Below are 19564 nucleotides of genomic sequence, written 5' to 3' on the forward strand. Positions count from 1 at the left end.
GTACGGTGCTGCCGGTGGTCCCGGGCATGATCGACGGGTGCACATCGTCCTGAACCGCGTCGACGGCGGCACGCTCGCGACCGTCGTGTCGGACGCGGGGACCGCCCAGGGCGCGCCGGTGCACGTGGCCGCGGCGGGCCTCCCGGCCTGGATCGCGGTGCACGAAGCGCCGGGCGTGCGGTGGGTGTGGGACGACACGGCCCGCTGGTACCCACAGGTGCTCGCGGCGGGCGGCCGTGTCGCGCGGTGCGTCGACCTGCGGCTGTGCCACCGGATCCTGCGCACCGCGGTCGCGACCGCCGGGTCGCCGCTCGCGACGGCACCGGACGGTTGGTGGGACGACCCCGGCGAGGCCGCCCCCGCACCGCGCGCGGACGCCCTGTTCGACGACTCGATCTTCGCGTCGGGGCCGTCGTCCACCGGACGGATCGCTGCAGATCCGGTGTCCGCTGCCGATCCCGTCGCCGAGTTCCGCGCGCAACAGGAGGCCGTGGCCGGGTCCCGGGATCCGGGTGCGCTCCGGCTGTTGCTCGCCGCCGAGTCTGCCGGGGCACTCGTCGCCGCGGAGATGCGCTTCGGGGGCTTGCCGTGGCGGGTCGACGTGCACGAGCGGATCCTCGAGGACGTGCTCGGCCCCCGCGTGCCGTACGGCGTCCGACCGCGGCGGCTCGAGGAGCTCGCCGCCGTGCTGCGCGAACGGCTCGACGACCCCGGGCTCAACCCCGACTCGCCCGCGGACGTCCTCCGCTCCCTCCGCCGGGCCGGGCTCGTCGTCGACTCCACCCGCAAGTGGGAGCTCGCGCGCCACGACCACCCGGCGATCGAACCGCTGCTCGACTACAAGCGGCGCTCCCGGTTGCTCACCGCGAACGGCTGGACGTGGCTCGACGAGTGGATCGAGGACGGCCGGTTCCACCCGGAGTACGTCGTCGGCGGTGTCGTCTCCGGGCGGTGGGCGGCCAGCGGCGGCGGAGCCCTGCAGCTGCCGAAGCAGATCCGGGCCGCGGTCGTCCCCGACCCCGGCTGGAAACTCGTCGTCGCGGACGCGGCGCAGCTCGAACCCCGTGTCCTCGCCGCGCTCGCGCAGGACCGTGCGATGGCGGAGGCCGGGCGGGGCCGCGACCTGTACGACGGCGTGGTCGCCTCGGGTGCGGTCGAGACCCGGCAGCAGGCCAAGGGCGCGATGCTCGGCGCGATGTACGGCGCCACCCAGGGCGAGGGCGGACGGCTCGTGCCCCGACTGGCGCGGGCGTACCCGAAGGCGCTCGCGCTCGTCGAGGCAGCGGCCCGGGCGGGCGAGCGGGGCGAGGTCGTCACGTCACGGCTCGGGCGGACCTCGCCGGCACCGTCCCCCGACCAGCTGGCCGCCCAGGCCCACGCGTTCTCGGCCGAGGGTTCACCGGCACTCGAACGGGCGGCGCGGAGTCGTGCGCGGAGCTGGGGTCGGTTCACCCGGAACTTCGTCGTGCAGGCGAGCGCCGCCGAGTGGGCGCTGTCCTGGCTCGCCGGGCTCCGGACGCGCCTGATGGCCGAGTGGCCCGGACCGGTCACCGCCGGCCCGCACCTGGTGTTCTTCCTGCACGACGAGATCATGGTGCACACGCCCGAAGGCGACGCCGACCGTGTCGTCGAGCACGTCCGGTCCGCGGCCGCCGATGCCGGGCGCCTGTTGTTCGGGGACTTCCCCGTCGAGTTCCCGCTGCAGGTCGCGGTGGCCGACGACTACGCGTCGGCCAAGTAGGCGGCGCGGCACTCGCCGGGGAGGGTGAGGCGCTCCCCGGTGATCACCCGACGTCGGCTGACACGGCGAGTGATCGAGATCCGGTGGATCCCCGTCGACGTGGGGATCCACCGCGGACCCGGTCGTCCTCGGCGCCCTGTGCACCTACCGTTCCGATCACCTCCGGCACGGGCCGGAGTCCGACGACGAGAGGTGGACGACCGGATGAGCGACGACGACGAGCGGCGGACGGGCCCCGACGGGCGCCCGCAGACGATCGCACGCCGCACGCTGGTGGGTGCAGCGGCATGGAGCATCCCGGCCATCGCGCTGAGCGCGACCACGCCCGCAGCGGCGGCGAGTGCTGGAGCGATCCTCCACGTGGTGTTCGACGAGCCCGACCAACGGCCGACGGGCGGTGATCTGTCGGACGGCCGCGCGGTGCTCGTCGGCGCGGACGGGAAGCCCGTCGCTGGCGAGACGATCGTCCTCCGGGTCTCCGGGCCCGCCTTCTTCGGCGCGCCCGGGGTGACGCAGCGCACGGTGACGACGGACGCCTCGGGGACCGCACGGGCGACCGACCTGACGGCGGGGACGGCAGCCGGGACCGTGACGCTCACCGCGACCGTGAGCGGCATCGCCCCGGCGAGTGCCACCCGGACGGTGGTCCCGGCCTTCGACATCGCCGTGGTCAGTGCCGGCGGACCGACATGGCCGTTCCTGCAGGGCCCCGGCACGACGATCAGCGGGCAACCCGCGTACCGGGTGAACGGCACCTACACGTTCCGCAGCGTGATCCGGAACGCGGGCAGCGTGCCACTGCCCGCGGGGTCCCTGCTCACGTACACGTTCGGCACGATCTCGATCGGGGGCGCCACCATCGTGTCGGCCATCGAACTGGTCGGCGTCGGCGCGGACGGTGCCGCGATCGGTCTGACGACCGGCAACGTCGTCCCGACGGGTCCCGCGACCTTCCCCGGCGGGGCGGTCGGCATTCGGCGCGAGTACCGCGTGGACGCACCGATCCCTACCGGGGCGAGCTTCACCCTCGAGCACTCGGCGCACATCCCGAACCGGGCCCTGCCGTTGCGCACCAACAACGGGCAGGTGCTCGTCGAGGCCGCCGCGGTCGGGGCCCCGGGGAGCGACCCGGTCCCCGGGAACGGCCAGACGTACGGGCCGCTCTTCGCCACCTACGTCATCTGAGGCCGACGATCGCCGAGCTGCACGACGCTGATCCGATCCCGTCACGCCGGAACCGCGCCCCGCGCCCCGCTGTGGGCGCGTGCGGGAAGCGCTGGCATCGTGGGCACATGCACACCGAGGACGCCAGCCGAGTACCGTTCGCCGCCGCGGCCGGCGCGCTCGCCGCGGCGGGCATCGCTGCCGTCCGAGCGGCGCGTCGCGGCCGCCCGGTCCACCCGCACGGGGTCGCACTGCGGGGGCGGATCGACTGGTACCGACGTGCGGAGCCCAGTGGCATCGGGTGGATCGACGACGGCGCTGCCGACGGCCAGGTCGTCGAGGCACGGTTGTCGCGGGGGATCGGCCTGCCGGCGGTGCTGCCCGACATCTGGGGCCTCGCTGTCCGCGCCACCACCCCGGGCGGGCCCGCAGACCTCCTGCTCGCGGCCACCGGGCTCGGGCTGCCGGACCGCTGGATGCTCCGCCCTGCCCGCACCCCCGACGGTCTCCGCTTCACGTCCCTGGTGCCGTACCGCGGCGCGCTCGGCCCCGTGCTCGTCGCCGCACGTGCGCTGCCCGGACCGACGCTGCCGTCCGATCCGAGCGCCAGCGCAGCCGTGCTCGACGAGGGCTCGTGGGTCCTCCAGCTCCTGCACGCGGAACCCCTCGGCGTGTGGCACCCCTTCGCGCGACTGGTGCTCGCCCGCGACGCCGGCACGACGGACACGGACACCGGCACGCGGTTCGACCCGATGCTGCGACCGCTCCCGGGGAGTGGGACCTACCCGTGGACCCGCGCCCTCCGTGAACCCTCCTACGCCGTCGCACGCGAGGGCCTGGCCGGCAGCGCTTCCGTCCCGCTCGGAACCACGCGGCCCCTGCCTCGGTAGCGTTGGGCAGCATGAGCGACGACGGACCTGCCCCACGGACCATCGGCGGCCGCTACCAGGTGCTCGGGACGCTCGGCCACGGCGGCATGGCGACCGTGTACCGCGCGGTCGACGAGCAGCTCGGCCGCGAGGTCGCCGTCAAGGTGTTCCGCACCGGGCCCGTCGACCACGGTGAGCGCAGCCGGGCCGAAGCCGAGATCCGCGTCCTCGCGAGCCTCCGGCACCCCTCGCTCGTCACCCTGTACGACGCGGCGATCGCCGACGGCGACGGTGAGTCGTTCCTCGTCATGGAACTGGTGCCGGGCACCGACCTGGCCACCCGCATGCGCGACGGTGCGCTCGCGCGGGGCGTCGTCGCGCACATCGGCGCGCAGGTGGCCGACGCGCTCGCCGCCGTCCACGCGCAGGGCATCGTCCACCGCGACGTCAAGCCCGCGAACGTCCTGATCGAGGACGACGCGACAGCACCGGGCGGCCTCCGGGTGAAGCTGGCGGACTTCGGCATCGCCCTGCTCCGCGACGCCGCCCGGCTGACCGGGACCGGCATGGTCATGGGCACGGCCGCGTACCTGGCGCCCGAGCAGGTGACGAACCAGGAGCTCACCGGCGAGGCGGACGTGTACGCGCTCGGGCTGCTGCTGCTCGAGGCGCTCACCGGACGGCAGGCGTTCCCGGGCGGCGTCATGGAGTCCGCCACCGCGCGACTGACCCGGGCACCCGAGATCGATCCGTCGCTGCCCGTCGCGTGGCGCACCCTGCTCCACACCATGAGCGCGATGGCGCCGGAGGACCGGCCGACCGCCGCCGAGGCCGCCGCCCGACTCCGCGCCCTGGGCCGCGACGTCGACACGGCCGCCGCGCCGACTGCCCTGCTCGATCGACCGGGAGGTCCGGGGCGCGCCGCCGCCGCAGCCGGTGCGGCTGCCGGGGTGGCCGGTGCCGCGGTCGGTGCCGTGGGCGCGGACGCTGCGCACGCGGACCGTCCGACGGCCGCGATGGACGCGCCGACGCGGGCGATGCCCACCGGAGACGCGCCGACGCGCTTGCTCACCGGCACCCAGGGCGGCGGAGCCGACGCCCCGACCGCCGTGCTCGGTGCCGGCGTGGCTGGTGCCGACGGTGGGGGTGGAGGCGGCGCCAGGGCCGGCGGGGCCGGCGGACGCGGCGCGGGATCCGGTGGACGTGGCGCGGGATCCGGCGGTGGTGGTGCCGGGCCGGGCGGACCGGGCCCGTCGGGCTCGGGAGCCGAGCGCGCGCGGCGCCGCCGGACCGCGTGGATCGTCGTCGCGGTCGTCGCCGCGCTCGTCGTCATCGGCGTCCTCGTCGCGCTCGCCGTCCGGTCGCGGGGTCCGGCGACCCCGGAGCCGACCGGGACCGCCACGACCATGACCTCCGGCCCGGTGACGTCACCCCTGCCGTCCCAGGTCCCGAGCAGCGGTCCGAGTGAGCCGGCCCAGCCGACCCAGCCGGCCCAGACCGCCGAGCCCGCGCCGGAGCCGTCCGTCACCACGACGACCGCGCCGCAACCGGAGCCGACCGTGCCCGTGGCGACGCCGACCACTGCCGCCGGCACCGTGAAGCAGCACCCCGGCAAGGGCGTCGGCAACGTCGTGGAGGACGCTGCGGACGGGCACGGGAACGGTCACGGGAACGCGACCGGCAACGGCAAGCGCTGACTGGCGGCCCCCGGGCGCACAGCCGCACGATGCGACGCCCGTCACGCCGCCGGTGGCGTCCGGGTCGGATCATCGACCACGAGCAGATGCGTGCTCGTGGTCACGGTGGAACCGCATCACGCTCGTGGCGCCGCCGCGGTCGGGCACGTCGATCCGGTACCCGGTCGACGTCAGGGCGGCGACGACCCGTGACCGCCACGCCCGGTCCTCGCGGGTGGTGACCACCCAGACCGTGCCGTGGGCGCGGGCACACCGGAGTACCTGCGACAGGGGCCGCCGACTCGGGAACAGCGTGTCGCGCGTGTCGGCGGAGCGCCCGGCTCTGCAGTCGACCGCGCCGGGGAACGAATCCGGGTAGAGCAGGGGGATGACGTCGAGGGTCGAGTCCGCGTCCCCCTCGACGTCGCCGTACAACGCGGCGGTGGTCGTCGGCGCCGCACGCACCGCGCTCGATTCCCGGGCCACACGCGCCCAGTCGGTGTCCTTGCCCTCCTCGGTGCGCTGTCGCGCGTACGCCGGCGCAGTGAGGACCGCCGCGAGCACGAGGACCACGACGATCCGGGTCGGACGCCAGCCACGGATCGCCACGGCGGCGAGCAGCGCGACGGCCGGGCTGCAGAAGGCCAGGTACCGAGCCTGGTAGACGGGCGTCCAGACCACGGACACCGCGAGCAGCATGATCGTCGGGACCAGGAGCCACGCCACGAGCAGCGGGCCGGTCGTCGGCCGCTCCCGCCAGCACCGCGCCAGGCCGAGACCCACCAGGAGCGCGCCGAGGACCGCGAACGGCGGATCGGCGGAGAACCACTGTTCGACGACGATCTGCTTGACCGTGCCGAGGTCGGGGCGATGGAGCCAGGAGACCTGGCCCACCTGCGCGGCCGCCATCCGGACGAACGGGACGCACACCACCGCGGCCCCACCCGCGGCGCTCACGAAGCCGACGGCGAGGCGTCGGCTCGCGGTGCGGTCCGGGGAGCGGGTCGCCCACACCGCGACGGCGATCGCGTGCACGACCAGCATGAGCGCGTCGTGCAGGAACACGACGACCGCAAGCGCCGCGATGATGCCGTACAGGGTCCAGAGCAGCGTCGTCCGTGGCCGTCGTCCGAGCGGGTCCTCCCCATGCTCGCGCAGGAGGCGACCGGCCACCGTCACGAGCACCAGGGTGAGCAGGACCGAGACGAACGCGGAGGCAGCGCCCGACCGTCCGTCGGTGGCGGACAGCGTGACCCGCGGGAGGAGCACGAAGAACGCACCCGCGAGCAGCCCGGCCGATCGATCGAGCAGCATCCGACCGAGCACCGTGACGAGCCCGGCGGTCGCACCGACGCAGAGCACCGACACGGCGCGGAGCGCGAGCGGCGAGTACCCGACGAGGTCGAACCAGCAGTGCATCGTCGCGTACCAGGCCAGATGCACGAGATCGACGGTCCGGGCCAGGGCGACCAGCTCCGACCACGACCGGGTCGCCGCGCTCACCGTCGCACCCTCGTCCCACGTCGCGGACGGCACCCAGCAGCCGGCTCCGGTGACGAGCGTCGCGATGGCGGCCACCACGAGGGCGTCCGACCAGGGGGACCCCGCCCCTGTCCACGCCCGCCGACGCTGGCCCGCGACGTCGTCGACCGGCGGGGTCCGCGCCCGCATGGTGCTGCTCATCGCGGAAGGGTCACACGCGGGACGGGCCCACCTCGCGCTCGTCCCGGACCGTGTGGGGGTCACCGGGGGTCGAGGTCACCCCGGATGTCACCCGCTCCGGACGCCTGCACGGGGTGTCCCTCGTCCGGAGTGGCTGGCGGTCGGCGGCCAGTCCGCCACGCTAGGGCGCGTCGACGACGAGCGGCCGCATCCACGACTCGTACGCCGCGAGCGCGTCGTCGAGTGTCCGGGTCTCCGGGTCGGACAGCGATGCCGCCAGCACGTACCCGCTCGTGAGGGCGAGCGAGGCGCCGCCGCCGCCCATCGGCGTGACACACCACGCCGCGTCGCCGGCCAGGCAGACCCGGCCGCGATGCCACGTCGGCATGCGGATCTGCGTCAGCTGGTCGACGTCGACGTCGTCGGAGGCGGCGAACCCGTCCAGCACGCGCCGCGCCTCCCAGCCGGCGTCGTCGTACCGGTCGCGGAGGTGGGCCATGACGGCGTCGCGGTCGAGTCCGGTGATGTCCTCGCCGCGGCCGTGCGCGAGGATCGCGCGCGTCGTGCCGTGGTTGTCGGGCCGGAGGTGGACCTGCCGCCCGTGCACCGCGTTGTACCAGCGCCAGCGGTCGTCGTCGGCGTCGGTGCGCGGGATCGTGCCGAACACCATCGTGACGCCGAGGTCGTCGCGACGCACGTCGTTGAAGAGCAGGTCGCGCGTGGTGGACCGCACGCCCTCGGCGATCACGAGCAGGTCGGCGCCGAGCGTCCGGCCCGACCTGGTCGTCACCCGCACGCTGTCCGCCAGGTCGTCGACGTGCTCGATCTGTTCCGCGTGGTGGAACGTGACGTCGGCAGGCAGGGAGTCGAGCACGACGCGCGCGAAGTCACCGCGCAGGACCTCGAGTTCTGCCGTCGCGCCGTCGGTCCCGTCCGACGGCAGCGTCGCACGGACGCTCCCGTCCCCGCGGACGAGCACGGTGGCCGTCTCGGTCGTGAGATCGGCATGACCTCCGGCGCGACGACCGTGCTGCTCAACCGTCTCGAGGCCGCCGGGCACATCGTGGGGTCACGCGAGGGCAGCGACCGTCGACGCGTCACGCTGCGACCCGTCCGGGAGGCCCGGGAACAGGCCCGCGCGTTCCTCGCCTTCTCGGGTGCGCAGATCGCGGGGTCGCTCCGTGAGACGCCGGACCCCGAGCTGGCGACGGTCATCGCGTTCCTGGAACGGATGACCGCTGCGGCCCGGCAGGCCAACGCTCGTCTCGCTCGTGGCGGTCAGAACACGGTGTAGCCGCGGTGATGGACGGCCTGCCTTCGACGGGTTGTACGCGGGCTACCACTGCTGGCGCGGTGATCGATCCGGGACTACGGTCCCTGGTCCGCGCTACGACGGGGCCGGAACCTGGTCACATGAGCGATCACGATCTTCAGCACACGGGTGACATCGTCGTCGGCGTCGACGGGTCGCCGCAGTCCAGGGAGGCGTTCCGCTACGCGGCGGACCTCGCGCGGTCCCTGCACACGAAGCTCGTCGCGGTTGGGACTTGGCAAACCCCCCAGGCCGGCTACGGAGCTGCTGTACTCACCGATTGGTCACCCGAGGAGGACGTCCGCGCGGTCCTCCATGACGCCTGCGCCGACGTGTTCCCGGACGGCCAGCCGAGCTGGTTCCGGACGAAGGTGGTGAACGGCCCTCCGGCGCGCTCGCTCATCGAGGCGAGCGAGGACGCGGTCATGCTCGTGGTCGGCAGCCGTGGTCACGGGGGCTTCGCCGGACTCCTGCTCGGTTCGGTCAGCTCGGCGTGCGCGGAGTACGCCACGTGCCCGGTGCTCGTCCATCACGACGGACCGCGCGGGCGTGCCCGAGGCGCGCGGACGGCGGACGTCCACCGCGCCTGACGGCGCGGTCCCGTGGGCCCGCGGCGGCGGTCAGAACACGGTGTAGCCGCCGTCGATCGTCAGCACCGACCCGGTCACGAAGCTCGAGGCGTCGCTCGCCAGGAACACCATCGCCGGCCCCAACTCGTCGGGCTCCCCGGCGCGCTGCTGCGGCGTGTCCTCGATCCAGTGGCGGTGGAACTCGGGGGCGTCGACCGGCGCCATGTCCGTCCGCATGTAGCCGGGGGCGATGGCGTTCACGCGGACGTGCATCGGCGCCCACTCGGCAGCGAGGCTCCGCGTGAGGTGGTGGACGGCCGCCTTCGAGGCGTTGTAGGCGGGCTGCCACTGCGGGCGGTTGACGATCGCGCCCGACATCGATCCGACGTTGACGATCGATCCACCACCCCGCTCGATCATGTGCCGCCCGAAGACCTGGCTCGCGATCCAGAGCCCGTCGACGTTGACGCTCATGACCTCGTGCCACTCCTCGTCGGTCACGTCGAGGGCGGGCTTGTGGATGCAGGCGCCCGCGTTGTTGACGAGGACGTCGACCCGCCCGAACCGGTCGACCGCGGCGGCGAGGAGCCGCTCGACGTCATCGCGGCGGGTCACGTCCGCGAGGACGGTCAGGACGTCGGCACCGAGCGCGCCGAGTTCGGCCTCGACGGTCGCGGCAGCGTCCGCGTCCCGCCCGACGACCACGACGTTCGCCCCGGCCTCCGCGAGGGCCGTGGCGAAGGCCCTGCCGAGCCCGCGGGTCGAACCGGTGACGACGGCGGTCCGTCCGGTCATGTCGAAACGGTCCAGGACGGGCATGGCGTTCCTCTTCCTCGGGGAGTCGCTGGGTGGTGTGCACCCAGCGTGCTCCCTCGGTGGGACGGCGGTGTCGCTGTCCCCGCGCCTCCCGGCAGTTCATGTCGGGCCGGGCGTCAGCGCGACGGGGCCTGCTCGACCTCCAGTCCGCCGTCCGGTGCCCGCACGACCTCGCCCTTCGGCAGGTACAGCGTGGCGGTGTCGAGCCGGATCCGTCGGAACTGCCCGGCGTCCTGGTGGAGGAACGCGGTCGCCGTGGCGGGGACGGGGTACCGCGGGTCGTCGCCCACGATGACCGCCTGGAACGGACCCGCTCCCGGATCGATCTGCACGCGGTCGCCGAAGAGCCCCGACACCGCGGACGGCGCGAAGCCGAACGAGAGGATACGGGCGTGCGGCCGTCCGCGCGCGTCGAGCACACCCTGCACGCGACCGAGCCCGACGCGTCGGATGTGGGCCGTGGTCACCGTGGACTGGACGGCGGTGGCCAGCAACCCCGCGACGAGGACCGCTGCCAGGACCCGGCCCGCTCGAGCGGGACCCGACCGCGCGACCTGGTCGATGCCGATCGCCGCGAGGAGCGTCACGAACGGCGTCCACGCGAAGTAGTACTCGCCCAGCGCGACCCGGGCCACGACGAGGAAGAACACGAGGAAGCACGCGGTCGTCAGGACGAGGACGAGGACGAGGCGCCCGGGACGGAGCAGGATCGCGAGCAGCACGGCCACGGCGAGGAGGGCCGAGAGGACCGCTCCGGTCCCGGCACGCTCGAACCAGAGGTTCGCCCACCAGGGCGGGAACCGGTCGACCTGTCCGGCGACGACGACGTTGTGGCCGCCGTCGTCGTGATGGCTCTGGAACGTGATCATGTACTCCACCGTGCGCACGGCTCCGAACGGCAGGTAGACGGCGACGAAGGTCACGGCGAACGCGGCCGCGAAGACGAGTCCGCCCCAGAGCAGCGCCCACCAGCGTCCGAACAGGACCGGCAGGACCACGAACACCGGCAGCATGACCGCCGAAGCCTCCTTCGAGGTGACGGACAGACCCATGAGGACCCCCGCCGCGAGGACCCACGCCCAGTGTCCGGCAATGCCTGACCTGCCGCTGTCCCATCCGGACCGCGGGCCCGCCGCCCATCGCCAGGCGCACCACAGCGCGGCGACAGCGAACGCGGCCATCGGCCCGTCGAGCAGCGCCAGGCGGTCGATGCGCGACGGATCACCGACGATCGCGCGCGGGAGGACCCACCACATCCCGGCACCGAGGACGCCCGTGTACCAACCGCGGTCCTCGCGCAACCAGAGGAAGACCACCACTCCCGCGAGCACGGACAGCACCGCGACCGGGATCCGTGCGACCTCGACCGTGTCGCCGAACGCGAGTTCCGCGAGGCCCATCAGCCACTTCGCGGTGGGCGGGTGCTGCAGGTTCCCGGTGAGGTCGCCGTGGACGTAGCCCCAGGCGGCCTGCTGGTACGCGGGCTCGTCGGTCTGGTGGTTCGCCGCGAACAGGTTCCACGTGGACTGGAAGACCCCCCACAGGAACACCACGCCGAGCACCGTCCAGCGTGTCGACGCCGCCGTGACGAACCGTCGGGACGCGGGCGTGCTCATCCCGGTGATCGTAGCTCCGGTGGGCGACAGCGACGAGCGCCATGACACCGAGCGGGGGTCGGCTCGGCGTGTGCCGGAACCGATCCCGGCAGGCTGGACTCGCGCGGTCAGCTGATGTCGGCCAGGTGGTCGGACGACCATCCCAGCGCGGCGAAGATCTGGACCATCGCCGCCTGGTCGAGTGTCGCGGTCGGGCGAGCGGGGTCGGCGTCCCCGCCGCCGCTCGCCTGGAAGTGGAACAGCCCCGTCGCCGCGTCGCGGTTGTCGCGCCACGTGGCATCGGCGTACTGCTCCACCGCGGAGCGGTAGGCGGGGTCGTGCTGGACGGAGTCGAGCAGGAGCAGGTCCTTGAAGTAGAAGGCGTTGAAGACGGCCGGCTGCTGCTGGAGGCGGTAGTCCGCCGTCCAGTACGCGAGGGAGCGGTGGGCCGCCTGAGCCGCCTGCTTCAGGTACGCCGGGTCGTCCGTCGCGCGGTACAGGATCGTCGCGGTGGCGATCATCGCGCCCGAGTTGTACGTCCAGAGCGTCGTGTCGACGGTGCCGTCGTCGTTGCGGCTGTTCTCGTACAGCCCGGGGGACTGGCGGAGGCACCGGTTGTTCCAGTTGTAGAGCTTGGTGCTCCACTGGAGGTAGGACGCCTGCTTCGTCTCCTCGTAGAGGTGTGCGGCGAGCTGCGCGGCCAGACCGGTGACGTTCGCGGCACGGACGGTGTTGGTCGGGGTGTCGATCCAGTCCTCGCCGCCGGGGCACGTCAGGGACGCGTCGGTGTTCCACCCACGGGAAGCGATGGTGAACGCGGTCTCCGCGCGGTCGAGGTAGGTGGCGTTGCCCGTGGCCTGGTACTCGCTGATCTCCGAGAGGCCCGTGACGTCGTTGTCGTCGTAGTACACGTCGCCGCCGCTCCCGAGCGGCGCGGGGAGGTACGACTCGTACCCGGGCCGACCGCCCGGGGCGACGGCGTAGTAGTGCTGCAGCCCCTCGACGCGGGCGGCGGCCGAGTTCGTGTAGGCCGCGCCCGCACCCGGGAGGCCCTGGAGGTCGAGCGATGCCTGCGTGGCCTCCCGGTACTCCCAGAGGTACGAGTACGGGTTGCCGGTGGTCGTGTCGGTGTTCTCGCGGTAGAGGCCGTGACCTGCCGCGCCCGTGTAGAGGTTGTCCTGCATCGCGTCGTACGTCGCGCTCGCGCGTTGTTGCCACACGGGGTCCGGGGCCGGTGCGGCTGCGCTCGCGGCGTGGGCGGTGTGTGATCCGGAGAGCACGACGCCCACCACGGCCACGGCCGCCACGAGTGCGCCTCCGCTGATCCGGGTGGTCCGTGAGGAGGGGCGATGTGCCGTGTGGCTCGTGCGCGTCATTGCTGCACCTGCTTCCTTATTTGGTATCGTTACCATACTCAGCGGTACGAAATGCACAAGCCCCCGCGACGATCGGTGCGGCCGCTGGTGTTGCACGGCGTGACCGAGCCGACGGCGGTGCGGGAGCGCGTACGGCAGGATCGAACGCATGACCGACCGCATCCTCACCACGCACACCGGGAGCCTCCCGCGTTCCCCCGAGCTCACGCGGCTGCTCGTCGCACGCGATCAGGGTCACGACATCGACGTCGACGCGCTCCGTGCGGAGACCGACCGCGTGCTCGCGCACACCGTCGAACAGCAGCTCACCACGGGTCTCGACGTCGTCAACGACGGTGAGGTCCCCCGCGTCGGGTTCTCGACCTACATCCGCGACCGCATCGACGGCTTCGGCGGGGTCGGCCACCGCAAGCCCACGCTGGACTCGATCAAGTTCCCCGAGTACGCCGCCTTCCAGGCGCGGCAGATCGACGAGGGTGCGGAGTTCGCCCGGGTCTGGGACACCCCGCTGGCGCAGGGACTGCTCCACTACGACGAGGAGCGTGCCGGGGTCCGGTCCGACCTCGACGCGTTCGAACGGGAGCTGGCGCGGAACGCCGAGGCCGGGCGTCGTCCCGCGGGCACGTTCGTGTCCGCCGCGACCCCGGGCATCGTCGCGACGACCCTGCTCCTCGACGAGGAGAACCCCCACTACGGCGACCACCGCGAGTACGTGTTCGCGCTCGCCGAGGAGCTCCGCGTCGAGTACGAGGAGATCGTGGCACGCGGGCACACGCTGCAGCTCGACGCCCCGGACCTCGCCATGGAGCGGGTCATCCACTTCGGCGACGCGACGCTCGACGAGTTCCTGGCCGCCGTCGACCTGCACGTCGAGGCGATCAACCGGGCCCTCCGGAACATCCCGAAGGACCGCGTGCGACTCCACGTCTGTTGGGGCAACTGGCAGGGCCCGCACCAGGACGACGTCCCCGTCGACGAACTGCTCGAGCACCTCTACCGGGCCGAGGTCGGGGCGTTCAGCATCCCGTTCGGGAACCCCGCCCACCAGCACGAACTCCCCGCCTTCCGGGAGCACCCGCTGCCCGACGACGCCCTGTTGATCCCGGGCGTCATCGACGTCACGACCAACTACCTCGAGCACCCGCAGGTCGTGGCGAACCGGATCGTCGAGGCCGCAGAGGCCGTGGGCGACCCGGCACGCGTCATCGCGGGGACCGACTGCGGGCTCGCCACCTTCGCGAGCTACGAGTTCGTGGCGACCGACGTCGCGTGGGCCAAGCTCGGCGCACTCGTCGAGGGCGCGGCGATCGCCTCCCGGCGCCTGTTCGGCTGACGCTGCCGACCGGGGCGGTCAGGCCGCGGGCCTGCCGGTGACGCCCTCGGCCGGGGCGGTCAGGCCGCGACGGCGGCGTCGTGTCGGGGCTCGACCCAGACGACGGTGACCCCGACGCCGAGCACGTCGAGCGCACGCCGCACGGCGTCCTCACGGTCGCACGCACCGAGCACGGCCACCGCGACCTCGGTGCTGCCGGCCTCGGTGTAGGCCACGGTCCAGAACGGTGTCGGAGCCACGTCGACCACCTCTTCCCTCTCGCCGATCGCTGCGTGTCGCTGTGCAGGGTGTTCGGAACGGGGGACCGGGGTGGTTGGGTGTCGGCCCAGGCGCCGGGAGTTCCATCGACGGCATGACGACGCTCCCCGGTGGAACCCTGACCCTCGCCGACGACCTCACCGTGACCCGCTTCGGCTACGGCGCGATGCAGCTCGCGGGACCCGGGGTGATGGGTCCGCCCGAGGATCGCCAGGGCGCCGAGGAGGTCCTCCGCGCCGTGATCGAGCTCGGCATCACCCACATCGACACGAGCGACTACTACGGCCCGTTCACGGTCAACGAGCTCATCCGCGAGACCCTGCACCCGTACCCCGAGGGACTGCACATCGTCACGAAGGTCGGCGCGCGGCGGACGGCCGACGGCGACTGGCCCTCGGCGCTCGGCCGCGAGGACCTGCGTGAAGCGATCGACGAGAACCTCGAGCACCTCGGCGTCGAGGCCATGGACGTCGTGAACCTCCGCGTCGGCGGGGCGTTCGGTGCCGAGGAGGGCTCGATCGCCGAGCCGTACGAAGCGCTCGTCGAACTCCAGCAGGAGGGCCGCATCCGGCACCTCGGCATCAGCAACGTGACGATGGCGCAGTTCGAGGAGGCCCGGAGCATCGCCCCGTTCGTCACCGTGCAGAACCACTACAACCTCGCGCACCGCGACGACGACGCGCTCGTCGACCGCTGCGCGGAGCTCGGCATCGGGTTCACGCCGTTCTTCCCGCTCGGCGGCTTCAACCCGCTCCAGTCGGACACGCTGGGACGGGTGGCGGCGCGCCTGGGTGCGTCGCCCCTCCAGATCGCGCTCGCCTGGCTGCTGCAGCGCTCGCCGGTGATGCTGCTCATCCCGGGCACGAAGTCGGTGCAGCACCTGCACGAGAACGTCGAGGGCGCGGGCATCGAGTTGCCCGCGGACGCGCTCGAGGAGCTCGACGCCATCGGGCGCTGACGACCTCCGCGGACGTCGCACCGCGCGGTTCCCGTTGCACCACGGGATCGCGCGGTGCAACGGGATGAAGGCGGTGCGACGCCGAGCGCCCCGCTACGGGACCAGGTGCCCCGCGGCGGTGAACAGCCGGTACCAGTCCGGCCGCGACAGCCGGACGTCCGACCCGGCGGCCGAGTCCCGCACACGCTGCGGGTTCGTCGTGCCGAGGACGACCTGCATCTGCGCCGGGTGGCGGGTGATCCAGGCCACGGCGATGCCGGTCGGGGTGCAGTCGTACGCGTCGGCGAGCTCGTCGATGACGTCGTTGAGCTCCCCGTACTGCTCGCGGTCGCCCAGGAACACGCCGTCGAAGAACCCCTTCTGGAACGGCGACCACGCCTGCAGGGTGATGTCGTTGAGGCGCGAGTAGTCGAGGATGCCGTTGTCACGGTCGACCGACTGCTCGAGCCCGGCCATGTTCGAGGCGACGCCCTGCGCGACGAGGTTCGCGTGCGTGATGCTCAGCTGCACCTGGTTGAACGCGAGCGGCTGCCGGACCGAGCGCTTGAGGAGCTCGACCTGACCGGGCGTGTGGTTCGAGACACCGAAGTGCTTGACCTTGCCGGCCGCGTGGAGCTCGTCGAACGCCGCGGCGACCTCGTCGGGCTCGACGAGTGCGTCGGGCCGGTGCAGGAGCAGGACGTCGATGTGATCGGTGTGCAGGGCCTCGAGCGAGCCGTCGACCGACTCGAGGATGTGCTCCTTCGAGAAGTCGAAGTACCCGTCGCGGATCCCGACCTTGGTCTGGATGACGATCTCGTCCCGCTCGGAGGACGAGAGTCCGAGCGCCTCGCCGAACCGGCGCTCGCAGTGGTGCATCGCGCCGCCGTACACGGCCGCGTGGTCGAACATCGTGATCCCGGCGTCCCGGGCGGTGCCGACGAGGGTGCGGATCTCCTCGTCGGACATGTCGGTGATCCGCATGAGTCCGAGCACGATGTCGGACGCGGTCAGGTCGGTCTGTGGCAACTCCAGTGTCTTCACGCTCCGATCTTCCTCCCTCGGCCCGCTTCGTGCGCCAGCGACCGGGAGGCGCGGTGCGGGCCCGTCACGTGCTCGTCGCCGTGCCGTGCGTGTGCGTGGTGACGGTTCCGACGCCGAGGTGTCCCGCGATGGGGAGCCGCACGACGACGGTCAGGCCGCCGCCCGGGGTGTCGTCGACCTCGACCGATCCGTCCATCGCCTCGATGAACCCGCGGGCGAGCGCCAGTCCGAGGCCGAGCCCAGTGTCGTTGTCCGTGTCCCCGAGTCGCTGGAACGGCATGAACACGTCGTCCCGACGCTCCGGTGGGATGCCCGGGCCCTGGTCCGCGATGCGCAGCTCGACCATGCCGCCGAACGCACTGGCCGCCACGCGGACGCGGGTCCCCGCGGGGGCGTAGCGCTCGGCGTTCGCGAGCAGGTTCACGACGACCCGCTGCAGCAGCACCGCGTCGGCACGGACCGGCGGGAGCTCGGCGGGCAGGTCGAGGTCGACGGCGCCCGGGCCGAGCTCGAGCTCGTCGAGCGCCGGAGCGACGACGGTGTCGACGCCGATCGGTGCGGTCGCCACGGCGAGCGCGCCCGCCTGGACCCGCGAGACGTCGAGCAGGTCCGCGAGCAGTGACCCGAGGGTCCGCAGGCTCTCGTCGGCGGTGGTGAGGAGGACCTCCCGGTCGTGGTCGGACAGGGTGACGTCCTGCGCGCGGAGACCTTGGATCGCGGCCGACGCGGCGGCCAGCGGCCGACGCACGTCGTGCCCGACGGCGGCGAGGATGGCGCTGCGCACCCGGTCCGCCGCCGCGATCCGCTCCGCCTCGCCCGCCGTCCGCGCCAGGGTGCGGTGGTCGAGCGCCACGTCGATCTGCCGCTCGACGACGCGGAGCAACCGCTGTCCGCCCGGGTCGGCGGAACCGTGGAACTCGACCGTGCCGCCGGACTGGAGGCGCGTGGTCGCGCTCGGCGCACCACGCACGGCGCCGGCCTCGGCGACGACGTCCTCACCCTGCCGGACGAGCACACCGTCGAACCCGAACGCCTCACGCGCTCGGTCGACGAGTGCCTGCAGGGCGTCGTCCCCGCGCAGGACGCTGCCGGCGATCCCGACCAGGAGCGCGGACTCGGCGGCGGCACGGCGGGCGGCGCGCGATCGTCGCGCGGACCGGTCCACGACCCAGCTCACCGCGACGGCGCTCGCCACGTAGAGGATGAGGGCCGCGAGGTGCCAGGGCCGCTGCACGGTCACCGTGTACAGGGGTTGCACGAAGAAGAAGTCGAGGGACAGCCCCGACAGCACCGCGGCGAACACGGCCGGCCACATCCCGCCGACGAGCGCCACGACGAGCACGAGCATCTGGTAGGCGAGCACCTCGACCGTGATCGCGTCGCGGTCGCCCACGGAGGACAGCACGAACGTCAGGAGCGGCCCGATCGCGAGGGCCAGGAGGAACGCGGCCACGACCCGGGAGCGCGACAGACTGCCGCCCAGTCGGGGGAGTGCGAGGCGGCCCCCGGCGGCGCTGTGCGTCACGATGTGGACGTCGATGTCACCGGACTCGCGCACGATGGTCGTGCCGATGCCCGGACCGGTCAGCGCGGCGAGCACCCGCGACCGACGGCTCACCCCGATCACGATCTGGGTCGCGTCGACGGATCGGGCGAACCGCACGAGCGTGGTCGGGACGTCGTCCCCGACGACCTGGTGGTAGGTGCCGCCGAGCTGCTCGACGAGTGCGCGCTGGCGACCGAGCGCACCCGGATGGCGCTCGCGGAGGCCGTCGCTCGTGGTGACGTGCACGGCGGCGAGCTCGCCGCCGGCGGACCGGGCGGCGATCCGTGCCCCGCGGCGGAGCAGGGTCTCGCCCTCGGGACCGCCGGTGAGTGCGACCAGGACGCGATCCCGGGCCTCCCACTTGTGCTGGATGCCGTGCTCGGCGCGGTACTTCTTCAGGGCGTCGTCGACCTCGTCGGCGAGCCAGAGGAGCGCGAGCTCGCGGAGCGCCGTCAGGTTCCCGAGCCGGAAGTAGTTGGACAGCGCGGCGTCGATCCGAGCCGCGGGGTAGACCAGCCCGTCGGAGAGCCGGTCTCGCAGGGCCTGGGGCGAGAGGTCGACGACCTCGATCTGGTCGGCGGCCCGGACGACCGCGTCGGGGACGGTCTCGCGCTGCACCGTGCCCGTGATCTCCTGCACGACGGTCGACAGCGACTGCATGTGCTGCACGTTCACCGTCGAGATCACGTCGATCCCGGCGGCGAGGATCGCCTCGACGTCCTGCCAGCGCTTGTCGTGCGGGCTGCCCGGGGCGTTCGTGTGGGCGAGTTCGTCGACGAGCGCGACGTCCGGGCGGCGGGCGAGCACGGCCTCCAGGTCCATGTCGTCGAGCCGGACACCGCGGTGTTCGACCGTGCGCCGCGGGACCAGCTCGAGCCCCGCCACGAGGGCCGCGGTCGCCGCGCGGCCGTGGGTCTCCACCACGGCCACGACGACGTCACGGCCCTCGTCGCGGAGGCGGCGGCCCTCCTCGAGCATGGTGTAGGTCTTGCCGACGCCCGGGGCGGCGCCGAGCAGGACCCGGAGGCGTCCCCGCTGCATGCTCGTCGTCCTCAGCGCAGGTCGGCGAGCGCGAGGTTGAGCTCGAGCACGTCCACCGTCGGGTCACCGAGGAACCCGAGCTGGCGTCCGGCGGTGTGGTCCTCGACGAGCTGCCGGACCCGCGTCGTGGACAGGCCGCGGGCGTGGGCGACGCGGTCGACCTGCTCGAGCGCGGACGCCGGGCTGATGTCGGGGTCGAGGCCCGAGCCGGACGCGGTGACGGCGTCGGCCGGCACGGCGGAGACGGGCACGCCGTCGGCCTTCGCGATGGCGGCGCGGCGCTCCCGGACGGCCGTGACGAGGTCGGGGTTGTCCGGGCCGAGGTTCGAGCCGGAGGACGCGTTGGCGTCGTACCCGTCCCCCGCCGCGGAGGGGCGCGACCGGAACCAACGGTCGATCGTGGCGCCCTTCCGCGTCGTGGACGACTGGCCGACGAGCGACGAGCCGACGACGTGGCCGGACGAGTCCTGGACCATCGAGCCGTTCGCCTGGTGCGGGAACGCGACCTGCCCGACGCCCCAGACGGCGAGCGGGTACCCGACGCCGAGGACGATCGTGCTGAGGACGGTGAGACGGAGGGCGACGCCCGCCGTGCGGAGTGTGGTGCGTGTCGATGCCATGGTGT

17 protein-coding genes are annotated in these 19564 nt (G+C 73.3%); 8 read left to right on the forward strand and 9 right to left on the reverse strand.

The genetic code is table 11. The features are described 5' to 3' along the window. The first annotated feature begins 37 nt into the window (after positions 1 to 37). The 4 genes from DEI92_RS06975 to DEI92_RS06990 all read left to right on the forward strand — a co-directional run bounded on the left by DEI92_RS06975 (position 38) and on the right by DEI92_RS06990 (position 5471). Entirely contained in the window at positions 38 to 1741 is a 1704-nt protein-coding gene (locus DEI92_RS06975) for a bifunctional 3'-5' exonuclease/DNA polymerase (RefSeq protein ID WP_111012943.1), read from the forward strand. Between the two features lie 204 nt (positions 1742 to 1945). Continuing rightward, positions 1946 to 2926 carry an invasin domain 3-containing protein gene (locus DEI92_RS16520; protein ID WP_146244070.1) on the forward strand — a complete coding sequence of 327 codons (981 nt, stop codon included), beginning with the start codon at positions 1946 to 1948 and terminating at the stop codon, positions 2924 to 2926. Between the two features lie 107 nt (positions 2927 to 3033). Beyond that, positions 3034 to 3795: a hypothetical protein gene (locus DEI92_RS06985; protein ID WP_258370112.1), complete on the forward strand. Its 762-nt coding sequence runs from the start codon at positions 3034 to 3036 to the stop codon at positions 3793 to 3795. An 11-nt stretch (positions 3796 to 3806) separates the two neighbouring features. Then, positions 3807 to 5471 carry a serine/threonine-protein kinase gene (locus DEI92_RS06990; protein ID WP_111012944.1) on the forward strand — a complete coding sequence of 555 codons (1665 nt, stop codon included), beginning with the start codon at positions 3807 to 3809 and terminating at the stop codon, positions 5469 to 5471. Positions 5472 to 5540: 69 nt separating this feature from the next. Here the strand turns inward: DEI92_RS06990 and DEI92_RS06995 are convergent, their stop codons facing one another. Next, the gene (locus tag DEI92_RS06995) at positions 5541 to 7133 is read right to left on the reverse strand and encodes a hypothetical protein (RefSeq protein WP_111012945.1); all 1593 of its coding nucleotides are present in this window, start codon (positions 7131 to 7133) and stop codon (positions 5541 to 5543) included. Positions 7134 to 7293: 160 nt separating this feature from the next. Further along, positions 7294 to 8091 carry an FAD-dependent monooxygenase gene (locus DEI92_RS07000; protein ID WP_220037469.1) on the reverse strand — a complete coding sequence of 266 codons (798 nt, stop codon included), beginning with the start codon at positions 8089 to 8091 and terminating at the stop codon, positions 7294 to 7296. Positions 8092 to 8118: 27 nt separating this feature from the next. On the opposite strand from DEI92_RS07000, the gene DEI92_RS07005 reads away from it, so the two are divergent. Together DEI92_RS07005 and DEI92_RS07010 are read left to right on the forward strand one after the other, a co-directional pair. Further along, a complete protein-coding gene (locus DEI92_RS07005) occupies positions 8119 to 8406 on the forward strand; it encodes a MarR family winged helix-turn-helix transcriptional regulator (protein WP_181434782.1) in 288 nt (95 codons plus the stop codon). A gap of 119 nt (positions 8407 to 8525) precedes the next feature. Next, the gene (locus tag DEI92_RS07010) at positions 8526 to 9014 is read left to right on the forward strand and encodes a universal stress protein (protein ID WP_111012948.1); all 489 of its coding nucleotides are present in this window, start codon (positions 8526 to 8528) and stop codon (positions 9012 to 9014) included. Positions 9015 to 9044: 30 nt separating this feature from the next. On the opposite strand, the gene DEI92_RS07015 is transcribed toward DEI92_RS07010, so the two are convergent. The 3 genes from DEI92_RS07015 to DEI92_RS07025 form a co-directional block, all read right to left on the reverse strand. Then, complete coding sequence (locus DEI92_RS07015) at positions 9045 to 9788, reverse strand: SDR family NAD(P)-dependent oxidoreductase (RefSeq protein ID WP_258368620.1); 744 nt, start codon at positions 9786 to 9788, stop codon at positions 9045 to 9047. Positions 9789 to 9925: 137 nt separating this feature from the next. Then, positions 9926 to 11425, reverse strand: a complete 1500-nt coding sequence (locus DEI92_RS07020; RefSeq protein ID WP_181434728.1) for a glycosyltransferase family 39 protein — start codon at positions 11423 to 11425, stop codon at positions 9926 to 9928. Between the two features lie 107 nt (positions 11426 to 11532). Beyond that, positions 11533 to 12780: a glycoside hydrolase family 76 protein gene (locus DEI92_RS07025; RefSeq protein WP_181434730.1), complete on the reverse strand. Its 1248-nt coding sequence runs from the start codon at positions 12778 to 12780 to the stop codon at positions 11533 to 11535. A 148-nt stretch (positions 12781 to 12928) separates the two neighbouring features. On the opposite strand from DEI92_RS07025, the gene DEI92_RS07030 reads away from it, so the two are divergent. Next, entirely contained in the window at positions 12929 to 14113 is a 1185-nt protein-coding gene (locus DEI92_RS07030) for a cobalamin-independent methionine synthase II family protein (protein ID WP_111012951.1), read from the forward strand. 59 nt (positions 14114 to 14172) lie between these two features. Here DEI92_RS07030 and DEI92_RS07035 read toward each other — a convergent pair whose 3' ends face one another. Further along, complete coding sequence (locus DEI92_RS07035) at positions 14173 to 14352, reverse strand: hypothetical protein (RefSeq protein WP_146249125.1); 180 nt, start codon at positions 14350 to 14352, stop codon at positions 14173 to 14175. Positions 14353 to 14465: 113 nt separating this feature from the next. Here DEI92_RS07035 and DEI92_RS07040 point away from each other — a divergent pair, with 113 nt between their 5' ends. Beyond that, entirely contained in the window at positions 14466 to 15329 is an 864-nt protein-coding gene (locus DEI92_RS07040) for an oxidoreductase (protein WP_111012953.1), read from the forward strand. Between the two features lie 93 nt (positions 15330 to 15422). Here DEI92_RS07040 and DEI92_RS07045 read toward each other — a convergent pair whose 3' ends face one another. The 3 genes from DEI92_RS07045 to kdpC form a co-directional block, all read right to left on the reverse strand. Next, on the reverse strand, positions 15423 to 16352 hold the full coding sequence (locus DEI92_RS07045) for an aldo/keto reductase family oxidoreductase (RefSeq protein WP_181434732.1): 930 nt from the start codon (positions 16350 to 16352) through the stop codon (positions 15423 to 15425). Between the two features lie 64 nt (positions 16353 to 16416). Next, on the reverse strand, positions 16417 to 18939 hold the full coding sequence (locus tag DEI92_RS07050) for an ATP-binding protein (protein ID WP_111012954.1): 2523 nt from the start codon (positions 18937 to 18939) through the stop codon (positions 16417 to 16419). Positions 18940 to 18950: 11 nt separating this feature from the next. After that, positions 18951 to 19559, reverse strand: coding sequence for a K(+)-transporting ATPase subunit C (kdpC, locus tag DEI92_RS07055; RefSeq protein WP_111012955.1), 609 nt, complete (start codon positions 19557 to 19559; stop codon positions 18951 to 18953). Positions 19560 to 19564: the final 5 nt, after the last annotated feature.

The sequence above is a fragment of the Curtobacterium sp. MCBD17_034 genome (assembly GCF_003234515.1).
Lineage (GTDB): Bacteria > Actinomycetota > Actinomycetes > Actinomycetales > Microbacteriaceae > Curtobacterium.